We start from the raw sequence: 20,447 nt of genomic DNA, 5'->3' as shown, positions 1-20,447 counted from the left end.
TTTTCATGCAGCGTTTAGTTTTCTGGCTGGTTTACCCATTTTTGTGGCTTATTTCCATTCTTCCCTTCAGGCTCTTCTACCTCTTTTCGGATCTTGTCTTTCTAGTCGTATTTTACCTGGTTGGATATAGAAGGAAAACAGTATTTGAAAACCTGCAACTCGCATTTCCCCAAAAGTCTGGCACTGAACTTAAGAAGATTAGGAAAGACTTTTACCGGCATATGGTGGATATGTTCCTGGAAATGATAAAGAGTCTCTCTATTTCCAATGAAGAGCTAAAAAAACGATTCAAATTCACCAACATTGAAGAAATTCAAAAGATTAGAAACATGAATAAAAGTATCCTTCTTGCTTGCGGACACTACGCAAGCTATGAATGGATGAATGCCCTGCAGCTTTACGGGCTGGACTATAAAGGTTTTGGGGTTTATAAAAAGGTGAAAAATCGCTATTTTGACCAGCTTGCGAAAGATATAAGAGGTCGCTATGATGGGGTTCTTATTTCCACAACCCGGGCCACGAAGGTAATTACTGAAAATGAAAGAAAGGGAATTCGCGGAGTATACGCAATGATCGCAGATCAATCCCCAAAAATCTCCCGTGCTAAAGCATGGACAAATTTTATGGGAGTTAATGTACCGGTTTTTTTGGGATTGGAACATCTATCCCGTTCCCAAGACATGGTAGTAGTTTATCTACATGTCCAAAAAATTAAAAGAGGCTATTACGAAGCCTCTTTTAAAACCATTTCTTACGAACCTGCAAAAGAACCGCAGTTTTTCATTACCCGCAATTATTTTGACAAACTAGAAGAACAAATCAAACAGGAGCCCCGCTACTACTTGTGGACTCACAAGAGATGGAAACATAGAAATGCTTCAATGTCGCGGGATGCTGTGATCATTAAAGATTAGCAATCTCCTTTATTTCACCAATCATCTTTTGAGCTACTTCATCTGCCCTCTCCTGGCTATTTGCCTCGGTATATATTCTTATGATGGGTTCGGTATTAGATTTTCTAAGATGTACCCAATGTTCCGGAAAATCTATTTTCACGCCATCTACTGTACTCACCTGTTCCCCTGAATATTTCTGTTCCACCTGCTGTAAAATTTTATCTACATCAAGCTGCGGGGTAAGTTCTATTTTATTCTTGCTCATAAAATATGAAGGATAAGTTTTTCGCAGTTCAGATACCTTCATCTTCTTTTCTGCCAAAAAGGTCAAAAACAGAGCTACTCCTACGAGGCTGTCCCGACCATAGTGAAGCTCTGGGTAGATGATCCCTCCATTCCCTTCACCCCCAATGATGGCATCGTTCTTCTTCATTAACTCCACAACATTTACCTCACCTACAGCACTGGCTTCATAACTTCCTCCATGTTTTAATGCTATATCTCTAAGAGCACGTGAAGAAGAAAGATTACTAACTGTATTACCGGGGGTTTTACTTAAAACGTAATCTGCGCAAGCCACCAAAGTATATTCTTCCCCAAACATTTCCCCTTCTTCAGTTATAAAGGCAAGCCTGTCAACATCTGGATCTACTACAACTCCAAGATCGGCCTGTTGCTTTTTTACAACATTACATATGTCAGAAAGATGCTCTTTTAAAGGTTCGGGATTGTGAGGGAATTCCCCGGTTGGTTCACAATAAAGTTCAATCACCTTCACTCCCAGTCTCTTTAATAACTTCGGAATAGCGATTCCACCTGTAGAATTAACACCATCTACTGCAACTGTAAATCCTGCTTCAGCAATTTTTTTAGCATCAACCAACGGAAGCATGACCACTTCTTCAATATGAGTATCAATATAATGGTCCACTAGCTTAATTTTTCCGAGGTCATCCACTTCTGCGAAAGAAAAATCGGCATTTTCTGCTATTCCAAGAATTTCAGCTCCTTCATCTCCACTTAAAAACTCTCCTTTTTGATTGAGCAGCTTTAAAGCATTCCATTGCTTAGGATTGTGACTTGCAGTAAGAATAATTCCCCCATCTGCTTTTTCCATTGGAACTGCAACCTCAACGGTAGGCGTTGTCGAAAGGTCAAGATCAATAACATCAATCCCAAGGCCTGTAAGCGTATTCATTACCAGTTGTTGGATCATGTGTCCCGAAATCCTTGCATCCCGTCCTACTACTACCGTTGTTTTTTTCCCTTGGCGGCTGTTTTTAAGCCAGCTTCCATAAGCCGCAGCAAACTTTACTGCATCGATGGGTGTGAGATTTTCTGAAGGTTTTCCTCCAATGGTTCCGCGAATTCCGGAAATAGATTTAATAAGAGTCATAGACTTATTTTAAAGGTTTGTCAAAAATGCCATTTTTTAAACTTTTTTCTGCGGAAGAATTTCAGCAAAAAAATAAGGCAGCACAAAGATACAGTCCTTCTGAAGCCGTCACAAACCTTAACAAAAATTAAACAGAGAGATTAATTACCTTAGCCTGAATGAATTTTTTAGCTCATATATATCTCTCCGGAAACAATGATGATGTAATTCTGGGGAATTTTATCGCGGATTCCATAAAAGGAAAAAAGTACCTCGCCTATCCTCCTGAAGTTCAAAAAGGCATTCTCCTGCACCGGGCTATCGACTCATACACCGATTCTCATCCTCTGGTAAAGAAAAGTTCTGCAAAATTACATAAAAACTACAGTCACTATAGTGGCGTAATTGTAGATATTTATTACGACCACTTTCTTGCTTCGCGCTGGCAGGATTACTCCGAAATTCCGCTGGAAAATTTTGTGGCTACTTTTTATAAATTACTAAAAAGGAAATTTGATCTTTTACCTGCTCCTATCCAAAGATTCCTTCCCTACATGATTTCTGAAAACTGGTTATTGAGCTATGCAAGTATTGAAGGGATTGCGAGGATCTTATATCAAATGAACATCCGGACGAAAAATATTGTTCAAATGGACCGTGCAGTCAATGATCTAAAAGAGCATTACGATGACTTCTATAATGAGTTCCAGGAATTTTTCCCTCAATTGCAGGAGTATTCTCAAAAAAAAATTTCTTCCCTGTAGATTTTCAAAAATGACATTTATATTGGTGAGTTAGTTTTTATATTCAAATCACCGGTGAACTTTAATTTCAACCAGAATAGTTTACAGGAAAAAGGCTTTAATCTTACCGAGATAAAATAATGTGTAGAAATGCCTCATTTTGTGGAAAAAGATGTGGAAAATATACCCAATATTAAAATGGAAACAACTAATTACCAAAAGATTAGAAAGCCATAAATTAACATCCTGCAAATTAGAAATTAGAAAACCCGGCTAAAGGCCGGGTTTTTTTAAAATATGTTATGGATCTAATATCCCGAGGAAGATTTTGAATTAAGGTCCTTTCTTCCATCATTAAGAATCTTTTTAGAGACCCCGGTCGGACTCGCCATTCCTCCAAGTGGGGTAACATCTATTTTTGCTACTCCTGCCAATACCTGCGTATTGGATGAATCATAGAATAAAGCAAAATCGTTAGGACCCGGTTCAATAACCGAAGCACAACCAATTAATACACTTCCAACCCCCTCCATAATAGGATGGGAACGGTTAGATGATTCAGGAAGTTCCACGGCGCCGCAATCTACAGCTCCACCTGTATTGTGTAGAACAGCTCCCATGTTTAGGAGAAATTGGTTTTGTACTGTAATATAAGAATAGTAACCATCCCACTCACCAACGAAAACAATCCTACCTCCCTCAGCAGCAAAGGATTTAAGAGTGTTAATTTCTTCAATTGTATAGTCAACAGTTGGCATAACAAGAAATATAATTTTTACATCATTGGGGATAGAGGTGATGGAGCCTGCAGTAGAATAGATATCTGTGATCGAAAAACCTTCGTTCTGGATCGTATTTCTCATGGTGTTCCAATTGCCTTCAACACATTCGCCATTTCCATTTTCGGTAGCACATTCTGCACCCCGACCAAAATCCATGATTACTACATTGCCATCATTCCTTGATCCCTCTGTAGTATAAGTCACGAGGTTTTGAACCAGTCTCACATTGTCTGCATCTGTCATATAGTTATTTTTGAAAAGATTAATATCGTTAAAAACCACTATATCTCTACCAGGTACCTGTATATCCTCGCAACCTCGATCGTTTACCTGAACACCAGGAGGAGTTCCAGGACATTCGTCTACATCATTGGGCACCTCATCATTATCACAATCTGCATCAGGATCATTAGGATCACATTCTGTAGTGTCACCACACTCAAATCGTATATGATGGTAAGCTGGTACTTGTGTTTCCTGTGCATCTATACTGGCCTGAGTAATTTCAAAGTCGTAAATATCTCCTTCATCTGCAGTGTAGTCTAGATCATCGTGATTTAACACAGTTACTCTGGCGTAGTAGGTTTCATCACCAAGATCTGGCAATGCAAAACATAAAACAGATGCTGAAGGCCATTCTCCTGCCATTGTAATCATATTTGTATCATTAGAAATATCAACTTCATCTGTCATAGCGGCATCAGTGTATACGTCAATATTGAAATACGCTGGATAATCACGACCTGTTTCATCGTCACAATAGTTAACAAAGACACAATAGCTGTTTTCAACTTCTATAACGTCAAAATCAAAGAAAGGATAACCATAAGCAGTTTCTTCTCTGGCTATGTAGCATAGAACATCTACATCAATATAAGGTTTTGTGCCCGCTACCAGTTCAATAGTCAAAGGAAGAGCATCATCTACCTCAGAAGCAAAAGATCCTCCCTCACGTGGAGCCACCCAAAGCACCTGATCGCTTGCATCATAAACTGCAAAATGTTGTAAATAATAGGTTCCTGCAGGAGCGGCTAGGTCTTCGGAATAAACTGTTTCCCAGGATCCATTGTTGTTAACAAGATCTACCTGAATAAGATCATAATCGTCCATTCCAGCATCTTCTTCGGTAGACCATCCTAACATTACATAAGCAGGTACTGCCTCCGCATCGCATTCATAAACTGCCTGTTTATTTTGTTGATTAAAGGAGTTTAACAGTGCGCCAAAAGTAATTTGGACAGTTTCGGGGTCATTAGAAATCACTCCTGTTTCCTCTTTACTACACGAGGTAAAAATCAATGCAAACATGGCCAGCCAGGCAATGGAAGTTTTTAAATTTTTCATAATTTAATGGTTTTGGTTAATAAATACATGTTTCTGGTTTTCATAGAAGGGTAACTGACGAAGCATGGCATCATGCACATTTTTCGTCTGAAAAAGAATAATTTTGATTTAACTCTATAGGATACTAGACAATCCATAACCATAGTATGGAATAAATCAACATTTAATTCTTTGCCGGGGGGAGTAACAAGCGAGTAGTAGTTACAAAATATTTGTTGCAACTAACAAAGTAAATATATATGAAATTGACAGTCAACACAATAAGGGAATTCCCTACTTATCGAAAAGTACAGCTGAAAATTAATTTAGAATAACCTCCGCTCTTTTCAATTTCAAAAAAGTCTTTGAGTAAAGTAGAAAATTTCCACAACCGCACCCTCAAAAATGTAGAATTAATTCACACTAATTACTAAAATGAAACCTTCTAAAGAGGAAAAAACGAGCAGAAAATTAATGATATAGATAACCAGATACAAAAAAACCCGGCTAATTAGCCGGGTTTTTTTTTGTATCTAAATGTTTTCTCTATTTGTAATACCAAATTCCGTTTCTAAGCTCAACTGCTCTCATACCATACGGCCCAAGATAATACCATCCATTGTAAAACCTTAGCACTGTTAATCCTTCAATAGTATAGTACTCTCCATTCACATAGGTTTCAGGGGTCGTCGTTGTTTCCCCACCCTGGTAAGGATACATATTATTGATCCCTGTTTTGTCTCCAGTTGATAACCTGGATCTTTGAACAGAATAAGTACCCCCATTTTTTGTAGTAATAGTAGGCTTACCGTTATTTGAGAAAGAATAGGCTCCATACATCATGATGGACCCAAAGTCAAGTGTACTGGTAAACTCGTCTCCATCCATACCTTGTGCAGAATAAGTGTGAAAGTTGAATTCTCTTCCACTCTGAATGTTATCGTAGTGAATAGTAATGTAGTTATCTCTATCCACACGACTTTGTTCATGCCAAAGACCAACAGCATGGCCTATTTCATGAATGGTATTTCCTGTAGAACAAGAGGACGATAAGGTAATATTCTGCCTTCCCCCTACTCTGCCTACATATGAAGAACAACCTGAACCGGTTACAAAATAGATGTAGCTGGATTGAGAGGTTCTTTCAACAAATTTTAGGTTGGTATTTGCCTCCCAGTGGTCAATAGCCTCATAGACTCTCGATTTATTATCAAGTCCACTCTCAATAGAATAATAGACGGTATTGTCAGGCCATCTTCCTGATGTTCTTCCAACGCTCTTATTACCAGATGGCACTTCATCTTTCTCGTAGACCATTTTTACTTCTTCCTGGGTAACCATGTCAGGAGAGAGTATGATATCTCCCTGATAAACATAATTTCCGTTAAATTCTTCAACAGGTATTTTGTGTCCAGCGTAATACACTTCTGTTACCGGACCTGGCTCTGGACTGGCAACTTCTACCATTTCCTCACTAGAGGTTTCAATGGAAGAATCGGTTCCATTCAGCTCATCCAGGTCGTTCGGATTATCCTTTGCACAGGATGCAAATAAAGCAATTGCAGGAAGTATATAAGCGAATTTTAATTTTTTCATAAGTAGGTTTTCTGTTTTGTGTAACAATTGAACTTTGGGAATTCTAGTGTTACTCATTTTTTTTAGTGTTTTGATAGCGTAAGGTTTTAGTTAAATACAATGTTTTTAAAAACAAAATAAAATCTTAATATCATATGATGCTTTTACACCTTGTAATAACTATGCCAAAAAAAGGTTAAATAGTAATTTAACTATTTAAGGAAATTCGAAATAAGAGCGTAGAGATTTTTTTTATTGTTTTTTCAAATTGTTTAGCGTTAATATTTGTTTTAAAACTTGAGAACCTGATCAGATCTTACATGGGTAAAAATAAAAATTTTAATTCTTTTAAGATATGTTTAATAAACTTTAACACTCTGAATTTTAATTATATAGGAAATTTCCTACGAAAGAAGTATGGTTGGAAATTATTGGTCTTAAAGCCTTAACAATAAAAATTAAAAAACTATAGTCATTAGTAGAGCCAACTATTTTAAATTAATGGCTTATTGCGCCAGCAATATTAAGTTTCGACGTAATGAAAATTGAATCTAAGGTTCATATGATACCCGAAAAAGTTCATTTTATTTTGTGCAAGAGTAAAGAACCATGATTGTAATTATTGTATTTGCTATTTGTGGTAAATGGTAAATACTGACATTCTTCAAAGGAAAAAAAGTTGAATTTACCGGGCCCCTTTTCCCTGGAAATGAATTTTTAAGAGATACTTTCTTCCTAAACCACTCTTATTTAGCACTGTAATTATAAATAAGACAATAATTATTCTGTACACTAACAAATAATATAAATTTATAAAGCTGTCCTTTTATACTGCAATTCGAACAATACCATTTTTTCTCCCCGGCCTTAGTAAGTTTTTCTAATACATTTTTCAAATTCTAAAGTATTTGTTAAAGAAGCACGCTTCGGAGTATTTGTCTTCCAGGAATAAAAAAAGGGCAACTTTCAAGTTGCCCTTTCCCTGTTTTTTTATAGAATAAATCTACAGATCGTAACAGTTAATCGTTTCTACTTTTATAAAAAACGGATATGAATAATTGAAGCCATCAAAAGTCATGGAAATTTCGCCATAGTCATTCACAACGTTTGCACACTGAGTTTCCCAACAGGTCGTATTGATTGCGCCTCCTGAATTTGGCCTTACCTCTACTGCGTAAGCCGATATTCTATCGCTATCTCCATAAGGAGTATCTAAAATCAGCCTAATCTCGTCAGTATTGATCAAAGATGCATCTACAGCACCTAACTCAACTTCATCTGTTCCTATTAAAGCTAAAAGATCGATATCTGTCGCGCTATCAATTCTTACCCAACCTTCTTCAGAATCTTCAAGGTAAGTAAACTTACAATTTTCACTTAAAGGATTTTCTAGATTAAGTTCGCATCTCACATTTGTATCACAAATATCACCTGGACCTCCTCCACAATTGATTCTAATATGGTTATAGGCAGGGATAAATAGCTCCTGACCATCAATATCGGCTTGAGTAAATGTGAACTGATGAACGTCTGAAGGATCAGCAGTATAGTCAAGGTCAGGATGGTTGAGTACAGTTACTCTGGCATAGTAAGTATCGTCACCTAAATCTGGCAGTGCAATGCAAAGTACAGAAGCTGCCGGCCAACCTGTGGTTGCTTGAGTAATAGTGTTTGTATTATTGGATAACACTACAGGTGTACCATCATACTCATCTGACCAAACTTCAACCTGAAAGTATGCCGGATATTCACGCCCGGTACCATCATCACAGTAATTAACGAATATACAGTAGCTGTTTTCCACTTCAATAACATCAAAGTCAAAGAAAGGATATCCATAAGCTGCTTCTTCCCTGGCATAATAACATAAAACATCAACATTAATGTACGGCTTGGTTCCGGCCACAAGATCAACTCTAAGTGGAAGTGCATCGTCTACTTCTGTTTCAAAGGCTCCTCCTTCGCGTGGAGCTACCCATAGCACCTGGTCGCTTGCATCATATACTGCAAAATGCAGCAGATAATAAGTACCGGCAGGAAGGGCCAGATCTTCAGAATAAGTAGTCTCCCATGATCCGTTGTTATTGACAAGGTCTACCTTATAAAGGTCATAAGAACCCATTGGAGCATTCATGTTAGTAGATCCACCCAGCATAACATAAGCTGGTTCTACACCATCTCTACATTCAGCATCTGCCTGTTTATTCTGTTCATTAAACGAATTAAGCAAAGCTCCAAATGTTACTTGTACTGTTTCAGAATCATCAGTATTAACTTTTGTTTCTTCTGTACTACAAGAAGTAAATATCAATGTAAGAGCAAACATTGAAAATATTAAGTATCTAATCTTTTTCATAATAGATTGTTTTAAAAATAAGTTAGTTGATAAGAATTTGGCTTAAAAAATAGCATTTCAACTACACGTTGATATTGAAAGCCGTCTACTAACGCAAACGGCTTTCATAATTCTAAACTGTTTAATAAGAACTTTTAAATATTAGTCCAAATCATTAAAACAGATGTTTGCATCAAACTCTACAGCCACGGGGAAGTTAATTCCATCAACAACCACATTCTCATCGACCATATAAGTCACAAGGAAATCGTTCTCATCTATATTCTGAACACAGATATCTGTATTAACAAAATCGGGTAAAGAGATTTCAACATCAGTCGCAGTCCAACCTTCATAGAGATCAATAGAAGCATCCATGCTATAAGCTCCGGCAGCCTCAAGATCAAAGGTTATTACTCCTACTTCTTCACCATTATACATTAGTGGATAGAATGGATCAGTATTAACTGGGAAACCTTCAATACTAACGGTTTCAGCAAAGGATAAAGTCACACATCCATCTACTGGTGCAGGGATGCATCCTGTTGGAGGAGGAGTATCTCCATCACAACCAATTCTGAAATGTTGGTAAGCTGGAGTTCCAGCTTCAATATCATCCAGATCAGCCTGAGAAATTCTGAATTCATGAACATCTCCAGCTTCAGGAGTATATGCCTGTCCATCATCTAAAACGGTTACTCTTGCATAAAGATCTTCTCCTACAATTTCAGGTAAAGCAACACAAAGTACTGAAGCAGCTGGCCAGTCGCCGGTCATATCAACTTCATTCATTCCAGTAGTTATAAGATCAGAACCTCCAAATCCATCAGACCAGATATCAAGTCTAAAATGAGCTGGATACTCTCTTCCTGTAGCACCTTCACCAACAAGGTCACAGTAATTAACGAATACACAATAGCTATTTTCAACTTCTATAACATCAAAATCAAAGAAAGGATAACCATAGGCTACTTCTTCTCTGGCAAAATAACATAGGACATCAACATCAATATAAGGTTTTGTTCCAGCTGCCAATTCTATTGTCAAAGGAAGAGGATCATCTACCTCAGCGGCAAAAGCCCCTCCTTCACGTGGAGCTACCCAAAGAACAGCATCACTTGCGTCATAGACTGCAAAATGTTGTAGATAATAAGTGCCTGCGGGAACGGCTAAATCTTCAGAATAAACTGTTTCCCAGGATCCATTGTTGTTGACAAGATCAACCTGAATAAGATCATAATCGTCCATTCCAGCATCTTCTTCTGTAGACCATCCTAACATAACATATGCAGGTACCGCCTCTGAATCACATTCGTAACTTGCCTGTTTGTTTTGTTGATTAAAAGAGTTTAACAGTGCACCAAAAGTTAATTGTACTGTTTCAGGATCATCAGAGATTACTCCAGCTTCCTCTTTACTACACGAGGTAAAGATCATCGCAAAAACTGCCAACCAGGCAATTGAAAATTTAAATTTTTTCATAATAAATTGAATTTTAATTAATAATTAGAATGGTTAATAAATACTTGATTATTTTTTTATTACCGCCCCGGTAAATCACCGGGGCGGTTTTTTATTAGTCATCATTTCGAGAATCACATACCTTAGCATGAACTATTACAGAGTAAGGTAGAGTACCATCGACATTTTCCATGGTGTAGCTTAATCCACCGTCGCCTAAGTCAAAAGATCCAGGTGAGCGCTTTTCTGGCCAGGCCCCATCATCATTGAACCAAAAGTGAGTTTCTTCTACTGTCACGTAATCGTAAGGTTCAATTGTGATTTCAATGTCATCTCCAATTACTTCAATTCTCACATCTCCAGCTCTCCAGCCTTTGGTGATATCATTTTGAGCAGCACCTGCGTAGAATGGTATTACCCAAACACCGGCATCTACTAGATATTCTGGATCTACATCTACACCTTCACCGTCAACTAAAAGACCCCAGCCCCAGTTATTTCCTGGATAATCAAGAGTGTTTAGCATTACATCACCAAACATATATGCTGTATCACAGTCATTACCAGGAATTAGAGGGCAATCCACATTTTCTTCACTTGCCACATCGGGGCATAGGTCACATGCATCTCCAAAGGCATCACCATCTCTGTTTGCCTGGTCTGGATTATATACATCTGGGCAATTGTCGGTATCGTCTGGAATACAATCACCATCAGGATCTGTAGCAGGGTCTATACCTGGACATGGATCATCAGGACAGGTATTAGTATCATCACATGTTACTCTACAATCTTGATTAGTATCTCCTACTGGGTAATTTGGTGGACAATCAGCTACAGGCTCACAATTATACCTAATGTGGGTATAAGCTGGAGTCATTCCTTCCTGAGCGTCAATGTCAGCCTGAGTTATAGGGAATTGGATGATATAATCTTCTTCTGGATCCAATTCGTAAGCTCCCTCATAATCAAGTAGAGTTACTCTTACGTAATAGGTGTCATCTCCAAGATCTGGGAATGGTAAACATAGAACAGATGCTGCAGGCCAGTCACCCGAAGTATCTACAGTATTCATGTAAGTAGTAAAGACAACTTCATCACTACCTCCATAAGCATCTCTCCAAACTTCTACCTGGAAATGAGCAGGATAGTCACGACCAGTTTCATCCCAGCAATAATTCACGAATATACAGTAGCTGTTTTCAACTTCTATAACATCAAAATCAAAGAAAGGATAACCATAAGCTTCTTCACTTCTGGGAATAAAGCACAATACATCTACAGAAATGTAAGGCTTAGTTCCGGCTGCAAGTGAAATAAGCTGTGGCAAAGGATTATCTACATATTCCTCGAATGCTCCTCCCACTCTGGGCGCAACCCACAGAACCTGATTATCTTCTGAATAAACTATAAAATGCTGAAGGTGATAATCACCGGCAGGTAAAGCTAATAGATCAGAATATTCGGTTTCCCAATTCCCTCCATTATTTTTAAGATCTACCTGGATTAAATCGTCACCATCACCTGGATCTCCATCGTCTATATAATCTACGCTGTCAGGATCATCTCCTTCTGTAATTCCTACCAGCACATAACCGGGCGTTCCTTCAATACATGCTCCTGGTTCTGCCTGTTTATTTTGATTATTAAAATCGTTCAGGAGGGAACCAAAAGTTATTTCTATCCTTTCCTGATCTCCTGGAACAGGATCAGACTCTTCTTTACTACACGAAGTAAAGATTAATGCCAGCACAGCCAGCCATGCCATTGATAATTTAATGTGTTTCATAATTAAAAGGTTTTTGATTAATGAAAATTAGAATGGTTAATAAATATAGTCTCAAGTATGAACTTGCTTAATTATAAAGGGGGGAGTAACGGGGGGGGAGTGTTAACAGAATTCCTGTTAAATGTAGGATTTATCTGAACCTAAAGCAATGGGGGAAAACCCTACTTTTATTTAAATTTCTATCATTTTATGGTTAAGAGCATAAATTATACTTTCTAATATAGTACCTGAATGTGTGCGGCGTATTATGTTGGCCCGGTGTTTCTCAATCGTCTTTGCAGAAATGCACAAAGCCTCAGAAATTTCTTTGGTTTTATAACCTTTACATAGTAAAGCAATAATTTCCTTTTCCCTCTTTGTAAAATACTGCTCTTCCTGATTACAGTAGGTGGAAAAATACTTTTCTGTCTCGGGAGAATTAGACCCTACTTCTTCTTTAAGAGGAAAATCATTCCCGGTGAAATTGATCATCATGATCATTTGTCCACAAAGATTTTTATCAAGTTTTGAAAAAGTTATTTTAGCTTCCCTTATTTTTTCATTCATAATAAGAGAAGTTTTAGTTGTAGCTTTCATGTGTTTGCCCCTATGAAATTTTCTGAGGGTCTCTTTAACCTTACTCTTATTTCTTTCAACCACCAGATCTGTAAGGTTAATTTCTTGTTTCCCGGTAATAAAAAAATCCTTTCTAAAGGTATCATTCATGGCCACGACTTTTTCATCCTGTAAGAGTATTACCGGATATTCCAGCAGGTTAAAAAGTCCCATAAAAGAATCTTTCCAGTAATTTGTAAGGCAACCCCTTATTTTAACTGCTTCTTCTATCTCTTTTACAATAGAACGATAACAACCTTTGTCATAGATAATTTCATCCACCGTATCTTTAAAATTTTGATCTAGAAATCTCTTATTTTCCTGGTCACCTAAAAGAAAAAGAAAACTCTTATTAAGAAAATGTGATGATTTAAAATTGCTGAGGTTTTTAAGACTTTCAAGCCCCAGAGAAGAATAATCTACCAGGATAATATCGGGAAGCATATTAAGAGCTATAGAATAGCCGGCATGAATACTATTAACTTGAGAAGTACTAAAGGAGCAGTTGACTTCTTTTTCAAGATTATCGGCTAGATCTCCATTTTTGGTAATTAGTAATAGTAATTTATTTCCCATATTGTCATCCCCCCTACTTTTGACAGTATTTTTAGTTTATTTAAAGCAAATAATGTTTTACATTTTCACTAGTAAAGATATGGAAGCTACTTCAAAATAAATCCTAAAACTGCGTAGTAATAATCTGACTTATAGTAAGTTAAAACCATATAATTCTTACATTTATGGCTATCATTAACATGAATTTCTACTTTTAAAAGCTAATTTTAAGAAATAATTAATCGGAAAAAATTTATGTTTTACAGATGTTGTGGGAAAGATTATCCTGATTCTATCTTCTTTCCTAATAACTGCAGTTTCAGTACCTTTGCACCTTGCAAAAAAATTTCATGGGAGTAACAGAAGAATTTATTGATATACTCGGTGCCCGGGTACATAATTTAAAAAATATTGATGTAAAGATCCCAAGGGAGAAACTGGTAGTAATCACCGGTTTGTCAGGTTCAGGTAAATCTTCCCTTGCTTTTGATACCATTTATGCAGAAGGACAACGCAGGTATATTGAAACTTTTTCTGCCTATGCCCGCCAGTTTCTTGGAGGACTCGAAAGACCCGATGTGGATAAAATCGACGGTCTTTCTCCTGTTATCGCTATTGAACAAAAGACTACCAGCAAAAGCCCCAGAAGTACTGTAGGAACAATTACCGAGATATATGATTTCCTACGGCTGCTTTTTGCAAGGGCCAGTGATGCTTACAGCTATAACACCGGTGAAAAGATGGTGAGTTATAATGATGAGCAAATACAGGATTTGATCTTCAGAAATTTTGGAGAGAAAAGGATAAACGTTCTTGCTCCAATTATAAGGTCCCGAAAAGGGCATTACAGAGAACTTTTTGAGCAAATTGCGAAGCAGGGGTTTGTTAAAGTGAGGGTCGATGGGGAAATTCGGGATATTGTAAAAGGAATGAAGCTTGATCGCTACAAGATCCACGATATTGAAATTGTTGTTGATCGAATAAAAGTTACTTCTAATGAAGACTCTGGAAAACGTCTCTCCGAAAGCATAAAAACAGCCATGTATCACGGGGACAATGTTCTTATGGTGATGGAACAGGATAGTGGTGAGATCAAATACTTCAGCCGGAATCTTATGTGTCCTTCTTCGGGTATTTCCTACCCAAACCCCGAACCCAATAATTTTTCATTTAACTCTCCAAAAGGAGCCTGTCCTGTTTGTAACGGGATTGGTACCCTTCACAAGGTCAATGAAAAGAAGTTAATTCCAGATCCCTCAAAAAGTATAAAAAATGGGGCTCTTGCCCCTCATGGTCCACAAAAAAAGAATTGGATCTTTAATCAGCTGCAGTTGATTGCCGATCGCTATGACTTCAGTCTTTCAGATCCTGTAGAGAAAATTCCTAAAGAAGCCCTGAATATGATTCTGTTTGGCGGTAAGGAAAAGTTTACTAAAGATTCAAAATCTCTTGGGATAACCAGAGAATTTAAAATTGATTTTGAAGGGGTCGCTACTTTTATTGAGGAGACCTATGAAAAGAATGAATCTACATCCCTGCGCCGTTGGGCAAAGGAATATATGGATAAGATTAAGTGCCCCGAATGTGAGGGCACACGCCTGCGAAAGGAGTCTCTTTACTTTAAAGTGAATGGAAAGAACATTGCAGAACTCGCACAAAAAGACATTGTAGATCTTGCTGACTGGTTTAAAAATCTGGAAAAAGAACTTTCAGAAAAACAACAGAAGATCGCCTCCGAAGTTATTAAGGAAATAAGTACCCGTTTGCAATTCCTGGTCGACGTAGGTTTAAATTACCTTTCTCTAAACCGTGGTTCCAAAACCCTTTCTGGAGGAGAAGCGCAAAGAATTAGATTAGCAACGCAAATTGGTTCCCAGTTGGTGGGGGTTCTTTATATTCTGGATGAACCCAGTATAGGGCTGCATCAGCGGGATAACGAAAAATTAATAAATTCTCTCGTGTCTTTAAGAGATCTCGGTAATTCGGTAATTGTGGTAGAGCATGATAAAGACATGATTGAGAGAGCCGATCATGTGATCGATATTGGTCCAGAAGCGGGAAGACATGGTGGTGAGATTATTAGCCAGGGTACACCACAGGAAATTAAGAAGCACAATACAATTACTGCTAATTATCTCAACGGGAGCATGAAAATTGAAGTTCCGGAAAAGAGACGAAAAGGCAACGGTAAAAAGATTGATCTTACAGGCGCAACGGGAAATAATCTTCAAAATGTTTCTGTAAGTTTTCCTTTAGGGAAAATGATCGCTGTAACAGGGGTATCCGGAAGCGGGAAATCAACCTTGATCAATGAGACCCTTTACCCTATCATGAACGCCCATTATTTTAATGGAGTAAAAAAACCCAAGCCTTATAAAAGCATTAAAGGGCTTGAACATATTGATAAGGTAATAGACATTAATCAAACTCCCATTGGTCGCACCCCTCGCTCTAATCCTGCGACCTATACAGGAGTTTTTTCTGAAGTCAGGAATCTTTTTGCAAAAACTCCCGAAGCTATGATTCGTGGGTATAAACCAGGCCGTTTTAGTTTTAATGTCAAAGGTGGGAGGTGCGAAACATGTAAAGGTGGTGGATTACGTGTTATTGAAATGAATTTCCTGCCCGATGTTTATGTCGAATGTGAAACCTGCCAGGGTAAAAGATTTAATCGTGAGACCCTGGAAATAAGGTATAAGGGCAAGTCTATATCAGACGTTCTCGAAATGACAATCAATGAATCTGTGATCTTCTTTGAGAACATCCCAAAGATCTTTAGAAAATTAAAGACTATCCAGGACGTCGGACTGGGATATATCACTTTGGGACAACAAAGCACTACCCTCTCCGGCGGGGAAGCCCAGCGAATTAAACTTGCCACAGAACTTTCAAAAAGGGATACGGGAAACACATTTTATATTCTGGATGAACCCACAACAGGTCTCCATTTTGAAGATATAAGGGTTTTGATGGAAGTTTTAAACAGGCTTGCGGATAAAGGAAATACTGTCCTTATTATTGAACACAACCTAGACGTAATTAAAATGGCTGACTATATCATTGATATTGGATATGAAGGAGGAAAAAAAGGAGGAAAAGTAGTGGCAAAAGGAACTCCCGAAGAAGTTGCAAAAGACAAGAAAAGCTACACCGCAAGTTTTCTTCAAAAAGAGTTAAATTAGCCGCAATTTGAAAATTTTATGAGAACAGAAACAAGAAATAAAAGCTGGAATGAAATTAAAACAAATGACTCCTGGGCGATCTTCAAGATCATGGGGGAATTTGTTAATGGATATGAAAAATTAAGCCAGATAGGCCCTTGTGTATCTATTTTTGGATCTGCCCGCACCAAACCCGATCACAAATTCTATAAATTGACCGAAGAGGTCGCAAAAAAGATCGTGGAGCACGGTTATGGAATAATTACAGGAGGTGGTCCGGGAGTAATGGAAGCAGGAAACAAAGGTGCTCATCTTGCCGGTGGAACCTCTGTAGGGCTTAATATCCACCTTCCGTTTGAACAACACGACAATCCTTATATAGATAATGACAAAAATATCAATTTCGACTACTTCTTTGTAAGAAAGGTGATGTTCGTAAAGTACTCTCAGGGCTTTGTAGTCATGCCGGGTGGATTTGGTACTCTGGATGAATTATTTGAGGCCATTACCCTTATCCAAACAAATAAGATTGATAAATTCCCAATAATCCTTGTAGGAAGGGATTTTTGGGGTGGTTTGATTGATTGGGTGCGAAGCACTTTACTTGATAATTTTCAAAATATTAGCAGTGGGGATATTGATATCATCCAGGTAGTTGACTCTGCCGATGAGGTTATTGAAATTCTGGACCAGTTCTATGACGAGTATAATCTTAGCCCTAATTTCTAAAATTCCCTTCGGAAAAATTCTTTCTAAAATCGGCCTTTTTGACAAGGTCGATTTTTTTGATTTAGGTGTTCCGCTCTCTTGGTCACTATGCTAATATTTTTTTAAACTTAAGAATTATTCGTTTAAGATGTTCCATATTGTGCTTTGAAATAATATCTTGCATCACATTATCGTTTTAGTCTGAACTCCTATCTCCATTAGAAAATTTGAACACAAAACTCATTGTTTTTTCTCTGTTTGCCTTCCTCACATTACCTCTTTTTGGGCAACATAATGTTTTTATTAAAGCAGAGCTCAACGATACTATAAAATCTCTGTACATCAAACAAAAACTGGAGTACAGGAATACGAGTAGCGACACCTTAAGGGAGATCTACCTTAGCGACTGGATGAATGCTTTTTCAGATACCCGAACGCCACTTGCCCGTAGGTTTTTTGAAGATTATGATCGTGATTTCCATTTCGCCCGGGAATATAAAAGGGGAGGAACTACCATAAATACAATTATGGGAGACTCCTTAAACCTCCTCAAATGGGAGCGTCCAATAGGCCACCCCGATCTGATCAAAATTATTCCCGAACAACCTATAGCTCCGCGGGAAAAATATACTATTAATTTAAATTACAGTATAAAAATCCCCAGCGATGAATTCACCCGTTATGGTTACCAAAACAAGGGGAACTACCAGTTGAGATATTGGTTCATTGCTCCCGGAGTATATAATGATGGCTGGCAGGTCTACAGCCATAAGAACATGAATGATCTCTTTCTTCCTAAACTGGATCTGGATATAGCATTAACAATCCCTTCCAATCTTTCAGCAATATCTGCTTTAAAGATGAAAGGGATAGAGACCAAAGGAGACCAAAAAACAGTTTTCTTGACTGGGGAAGAAAGATTTGACACAGAATTGCACCTTACCACAGAGGCTATTTTTGATGATATTCAAGTGGATGGTCTTCAGGTACTAACGAATATTAGCGATAGCGGAGTAAACCTTGGAATGAAAGCTTTCTTCGTCAACCGAATTGTAAATTTCCTTCAGAATAATTTAGGCCAATATCCTCATCCCGTTATACTGGCAACCCAACAGGATTACTCTTCAAACCCTGTATTCGGGCTTAATCAATTGCCAAAATTTTTGAGACCCTTCCCAGATGGTTTTGGTTATGAATTAAAACAACTTAAAAACATCACAGAAAATTATCTGGAAAATTCCCTCATGTTAAATCCGCGCGAAGAAAAATGGATCTTTGATGGAATCCATATCTATATGATGATGGAGTATATTGATGAATTCTATCCAGATTTGAAATTGATGGGAAGTTTGAGTGATGTTTTTGGCATTCGCTGGTTTCATGCTTCCACTCTGGAGTTTAATGACCAGTACCCTTTAATGTATTTGTTCATTGCTCGTAAACATTTGGATCAACCTTTAAACTCTCCTCAGGACTCCCTAATAAAGTTTAATAAAAATTTAGCCAATCCCTTTAAGGCAGGTGTGGGATTCAAATATCTTGATCAATACCTGGAAGATAATACTATTTCCTATTCCATTAAAGAATTTTTTGAACGTTACAAATTGGAACCAGTCGAAGCCGAAGATTTTCGCAGTATTCTTACCTCTAATGCCGGGAAAGATGTGAGTTGGTTTTTTAATGATTATGTTTCGACCAGAGATAAAATCGATTTTAAAATTCGTAGCCTTTCAAGAGAAGGGGATTCCCTTCGTATCACACTTAGAAACAAAACCGGAACGACTGCTCCTATTCAGGTTTACGGCCTTAATGATGATGAAATCGTTTATAAAACCTGGGTTGAACATTCTCCCGGCGTACGTACTGTATACATTCCTGCCACTCGTGTAGAACAGGTAGCCGTTAATCATGAAGGAATTGTTCCCGAAATTAACAGGAGAAATAATTACAGAACTGTAGGGGGGATCATGAACCGGCCGCTGCAGTTTCGCCTATTTAAAGATTTTGAAGATCCTCGTTATCAACAGGTATTCTTCATGCCCGAATTCCAGTATAACCTTTATGACGGCCTGGCGTTGGGCCTTAAGTTATATAACAAAACCGTCCTCGATCGAAATTTTGAATATAACCTGTCTCCTTTTTATGCATCAAAAAGTAAAACGATTGTTGGGAGCGCCGGGATGTCACATCAAATTTTCTTTGATGAAGACTTATATCTTATAAAATACGGTATAGGAGGAAGTAGGTTTTCTTTTGGTTATGACCTCATGTACCAACGTCTTACCCCCTACCTTTCATTATATTTTAGGGATTCCTATTTGAGGCAAAGTCCCAAAGAAAGAATAATGGTGCGTAACGTTAATGTTTACAGGGACGAAAATGAACTGACAAATATTGAGGTGCCAGATTACAGTGTATTCAATATAAATTACCTGTACAGCAACCCTGGTTTGGTCACCCACTTTTCGGGATCTGTCGACTTCCAGGTAGCTCAGCAGTTCAGCAAATCTTCTTTGACCCTGGAATACAGAAAGCTGCTAAAAAGTGACCGGCAAATTAGCCTTAGGTTCTTTGGAGGAGCATTCCTTTACAATGACATGCCTAACAGTGATTATTTCAGTTTTGCACTCGATCGTCCCACAGATTACCTTTTTGACTACAATTACTACGGAAGGAGTGAAACTTCCGGGTTATTCAGCCAGCAAATTATTATGGCAGAAGGTGGTTTTAAATCTATGCTTGAGCCAAAATTTGCCAATCAATGGATCACCACCGTAAATGGAAATATCACCCTTTGGAAATGGATCTATGCCTATAGCGATGTGGGGCTTATCAAGAATAAGAACCAGTACGCCAAACTGCTTTACGATTCCGGTATAAGACTGAGTCTGGTTCAGAATTATTTTGAGATCTTCCTGCCGGTCCACTCCAGTGAAGGATGGGAGTTTGCAGAAGACAACTATGATCAAAAGATAAGGTTTATTGCTACGTTGGATATTCAGACCCTGTCAGGATTGTTTACCCGCAGCTGGTTCTAAAAAATTCTGGTTTAATTAAAGATTATCCCCTGCTTCTCTTTTTATTAAAAGAATCTCAATAATAACATCTTTTCATTATTAAAAAATAAATAATCACGCACATCGTTGAATT

Annotated in this window: 12 protein-coding genes; 5 read left to right on the top strand and 7 right to left on the bottom strand. The window is 37.8% G+C overall.

Annotated features, from left to right (window positions below; translation table 11 throughout):
* Nucleotides 1-5 precede the first annotated feature (5 nt).
* Entirely contained in the window at nucleotides 6-914 is a 909-nt protein-coding gene (locus OU683_RS07110; RefSeq protein WP_268136678.1) for a lysophospholipid acyltransferase family protein, read from the top strand.
* On the opposite strand, the gene glmM is transcribed toward OU683_RS07110, so the two are convergent.
* Nucleotides 904-2,292, bottom strand: coding sequence for a phosphoglucosamine mutase (glmM, locus tag OU683_RS07105; RefSeq protein ID WP_268136676.1), 1,389 nt, complete (start codon nucleotides 2,290-2,292; stop codon nucleotides 904-906). The genes OU683_RS07110 and glmM overlap by 11 nt on opposite strands.
* Before the next feature lie 158 nt (nucleotides 2,293-2,450).
* On the opposite strand from glmM, the gene OU683_RS07100 reads away from it, so the two are divergent.
* Nucleotides 2,451-3,035: an acyl carrier protein phosphodiesterase gene (locus tag OU683_RS07100; protein WP_268136674.1), complete on the top strand. Its 585-nt coding sequence runs from the start codon at nucleotides 2,451-2,453 to the stop codon at nucleotides 3,033-3,035.
* Nucleotides 3,036-3,322: 287 nt separating this feature from the next.
* On the opposite strand, the gene OU683_RS07095 is transcribed toward OU683_RS07100, so the two are convergent.
* The 6 genes from OU683_RS07095 to OU683_RS07070 form a co-directional block, all read right to left on the bottom strand.
* Nucleotides 3,323-5,140: a hypothetical protein gene (locus tag OU683_RS07095; protein WP_268136672.1), complete on the bottom strand. Its 1,818-nt coding sequence runs from the start codon at nucleotides 5,138-5,140 to the stop codon at nucleotides 3,323-3,325.
* A gap of 525 nt (nucleotides 5,141-5,665) precedes the next feature.
* A complete protein-coding gene (locus tag OU683_RS07090; protein ID WP_268136670.1) occupies nucleotides 5,666-6,715 on the bottom strand; it encodes a M12 family metallopeptidase in 1,050 nt (349 codons plus the stop codon).
* 982 nt (nucleotides 6,716-7,697) lie between these two features.
* Nucleotides 7,698-9,020: a hypothetical protein gene (locus OU683_RS07085; RefSeq protein ID WP_268136668.1), complete on the bottom strand. Its 1,323-nt coding sequence runs from the start codon at nucleotides 9,018-9,020 to the stop codon at nucleotides 7,698-7,700.
* Nucleotides 9,021-9,191: 171 nt separating this feature from the next.
* A complete protein-coding gene (locus OU683_RS07080) occupies nucleotides 9,192-10,511 on the bottom strand; it encodes a hypothetical protein (protein ID WP_268136666.1) in 1,320 nt (439 codons plus the stop codon).
* 94 nt (nucleotides 10,512-10,605) lie between these two features.
* Complete coding sequence (locus OU683_RS07075; protein WP_268136664.1) at nucleotides 10,606-12,279, bottom strand: hypothetical protein; 1,674 nt, start codon at nucleotides 12,277-12,279, stop codon at nucleotides 10,606-10,608.
* A gap of 171 nt (nucleotides 12,280-12,450) precedes the next feature.
* Nucleotides 12,451-13,449, bottom strand: coding sequence for a response regulator transcription factor (locus tag OU683_RS07070; RefSeq protein ID WP_268136663.1), 999 nt, complete (start codon nucleotides 13,447-13,449; stop codon nucleotides 12,451-12,453).
* A 329-nt stretch (nucleotides 13,450-13,778) separates the two neighbouring features.
* On the opposite strand from OU683_RS07070, the gene uvrA reads away from it, so the two are divergent.
* The 3 genes from uvrA to OU683_RS07055 all read left to right on the top strand — a co-directional run bounded on the left by uvrA (nucleotide 13,779) and on the right by OU683_RS07055 (nucleotide 20,335).
* The gene (gene uvrA, locus OU683_RS07065) at nucleotides 13,779-16,610 is read left to right on the top strand and encodes an excinuclease ABC subunit UvrA (protein WP_268136661.1); all 2,832 of its coding nucleotides are present in this window, start codon (nucleotides 13,779-13,781) and stop codon (nucleotides 16,608-16,610) included.
* 18 nt (nucleotides 16,611-16,628) lie between these two features.
* Nucleotides 16,629-17,318, top strand: a complete 690-nt coding sequence (locus tag OU683_RS07060; RefSeq protein WP_228913080.1) for an LOG family protein — start codon at nucleotides 16,629-16,631, stop codon at nucleotides 17,316-17,318.
* A 206-nt stretch (nucleotides 17,319-17,524) separates the two neighbouring features.
* Entirely contained in the window at nucleotides 17,525-20,335 is a 2,811-nt protein-coding gene (locus OU683_RS07055) for a gluzincin family metallopeptidase (RefSeq protein ID WP_268136658.1), read from the top strand.
* The last annotated feature ends 112 nt before the right edge of the window (nucleotides 20,336-20,447 follow it).

The sequence above is a fragment of the Salinimicrobium sp. TH3 genome (genome assembly GCF_026676115.1).
Classification (GTDB): Bacteria; Bacteroidota; Bacteroidia; order Flavobacteriales; family Flavobacteriaceae; genus Salinimicrobium.
Note: the sequence above shows the minus strand (reverse complement) of the source record. Positions and strands in the feature narration are given on the sequence as shown.

Coding starts and splice junctions, on each gene's coding strand:
- OU683_RS07110 (WP_268136678.1), top strand. CDS start 6: ATGCAGCGTTTAGTTTTCTGGCTGGTTTACCCATTTTTGTGGCTTATT.
- glmM (WP_268136676.1), bottom strand. CDS start 2,292: ATGACTCTTATTAAATCTATTTCCGGAATTCGCGGAACCATTGGAGGA.
- OU683_RS07100 (WP_268136674.1), top strand. CDS start 2,451: ATGAATTTTTTAGCTCATATATATCTCTCCGGAAACAATGATGATGTA.
- OU683_RS07095 (WP_268136672.1), bottom strand. CDS start 5,140: ATGAAAAATTTAAAAACTTCCATTGCCTGGCTGGCCATGTTTGCATTG.
- OU683_RS07090 (WP_268136670.1), bottom strand. CDS start 6,715: ATGAAAAAATTAAAATTCGCTTATATACTTCCTGCAATTGCTTTATTT.
- OU683_RS07085 (WP_268136668.1), bottom strand. CDS start 9,020: ATGTTTGCTCTTACATTGATATTTACTTCTTGTAGTACAGAAGAAACA.
- OU683_RS07080 (WP_268136666.1), bottom strand. CDS start 10,511: ATGAAAAAATTTAAATTTTCAATTGCCTGGTTGGCAGTTTTTGCGATG.
- OU683_RS07075 (WP_268136664.1), bottom strand. CDS start 12,279: ATGAAACACATTAAATTATCAATGGCATGGCTGGCTGTGCTGGCATTA.
- OU683_RS07070 (WP_268136663.1), bottom strand. CDS start 13,449: ATGGGAAATAAATTACTATTACTAATTACCAAAAATGGAGATCTAGCC.
- uvrA (WP_268136661.1), top strand. CDS start 13,779: ATGGGAGTAACAGAAGAATTTATTGATATACTCGGTGCCCGGGTACAT.
- OU683_RS07060 (WP_228913080.1), top strand. CDS start 16,629: ATGAGAACAGAAACAAGAAATAAAAGCTGGAATGAAATTAAAACAAAT.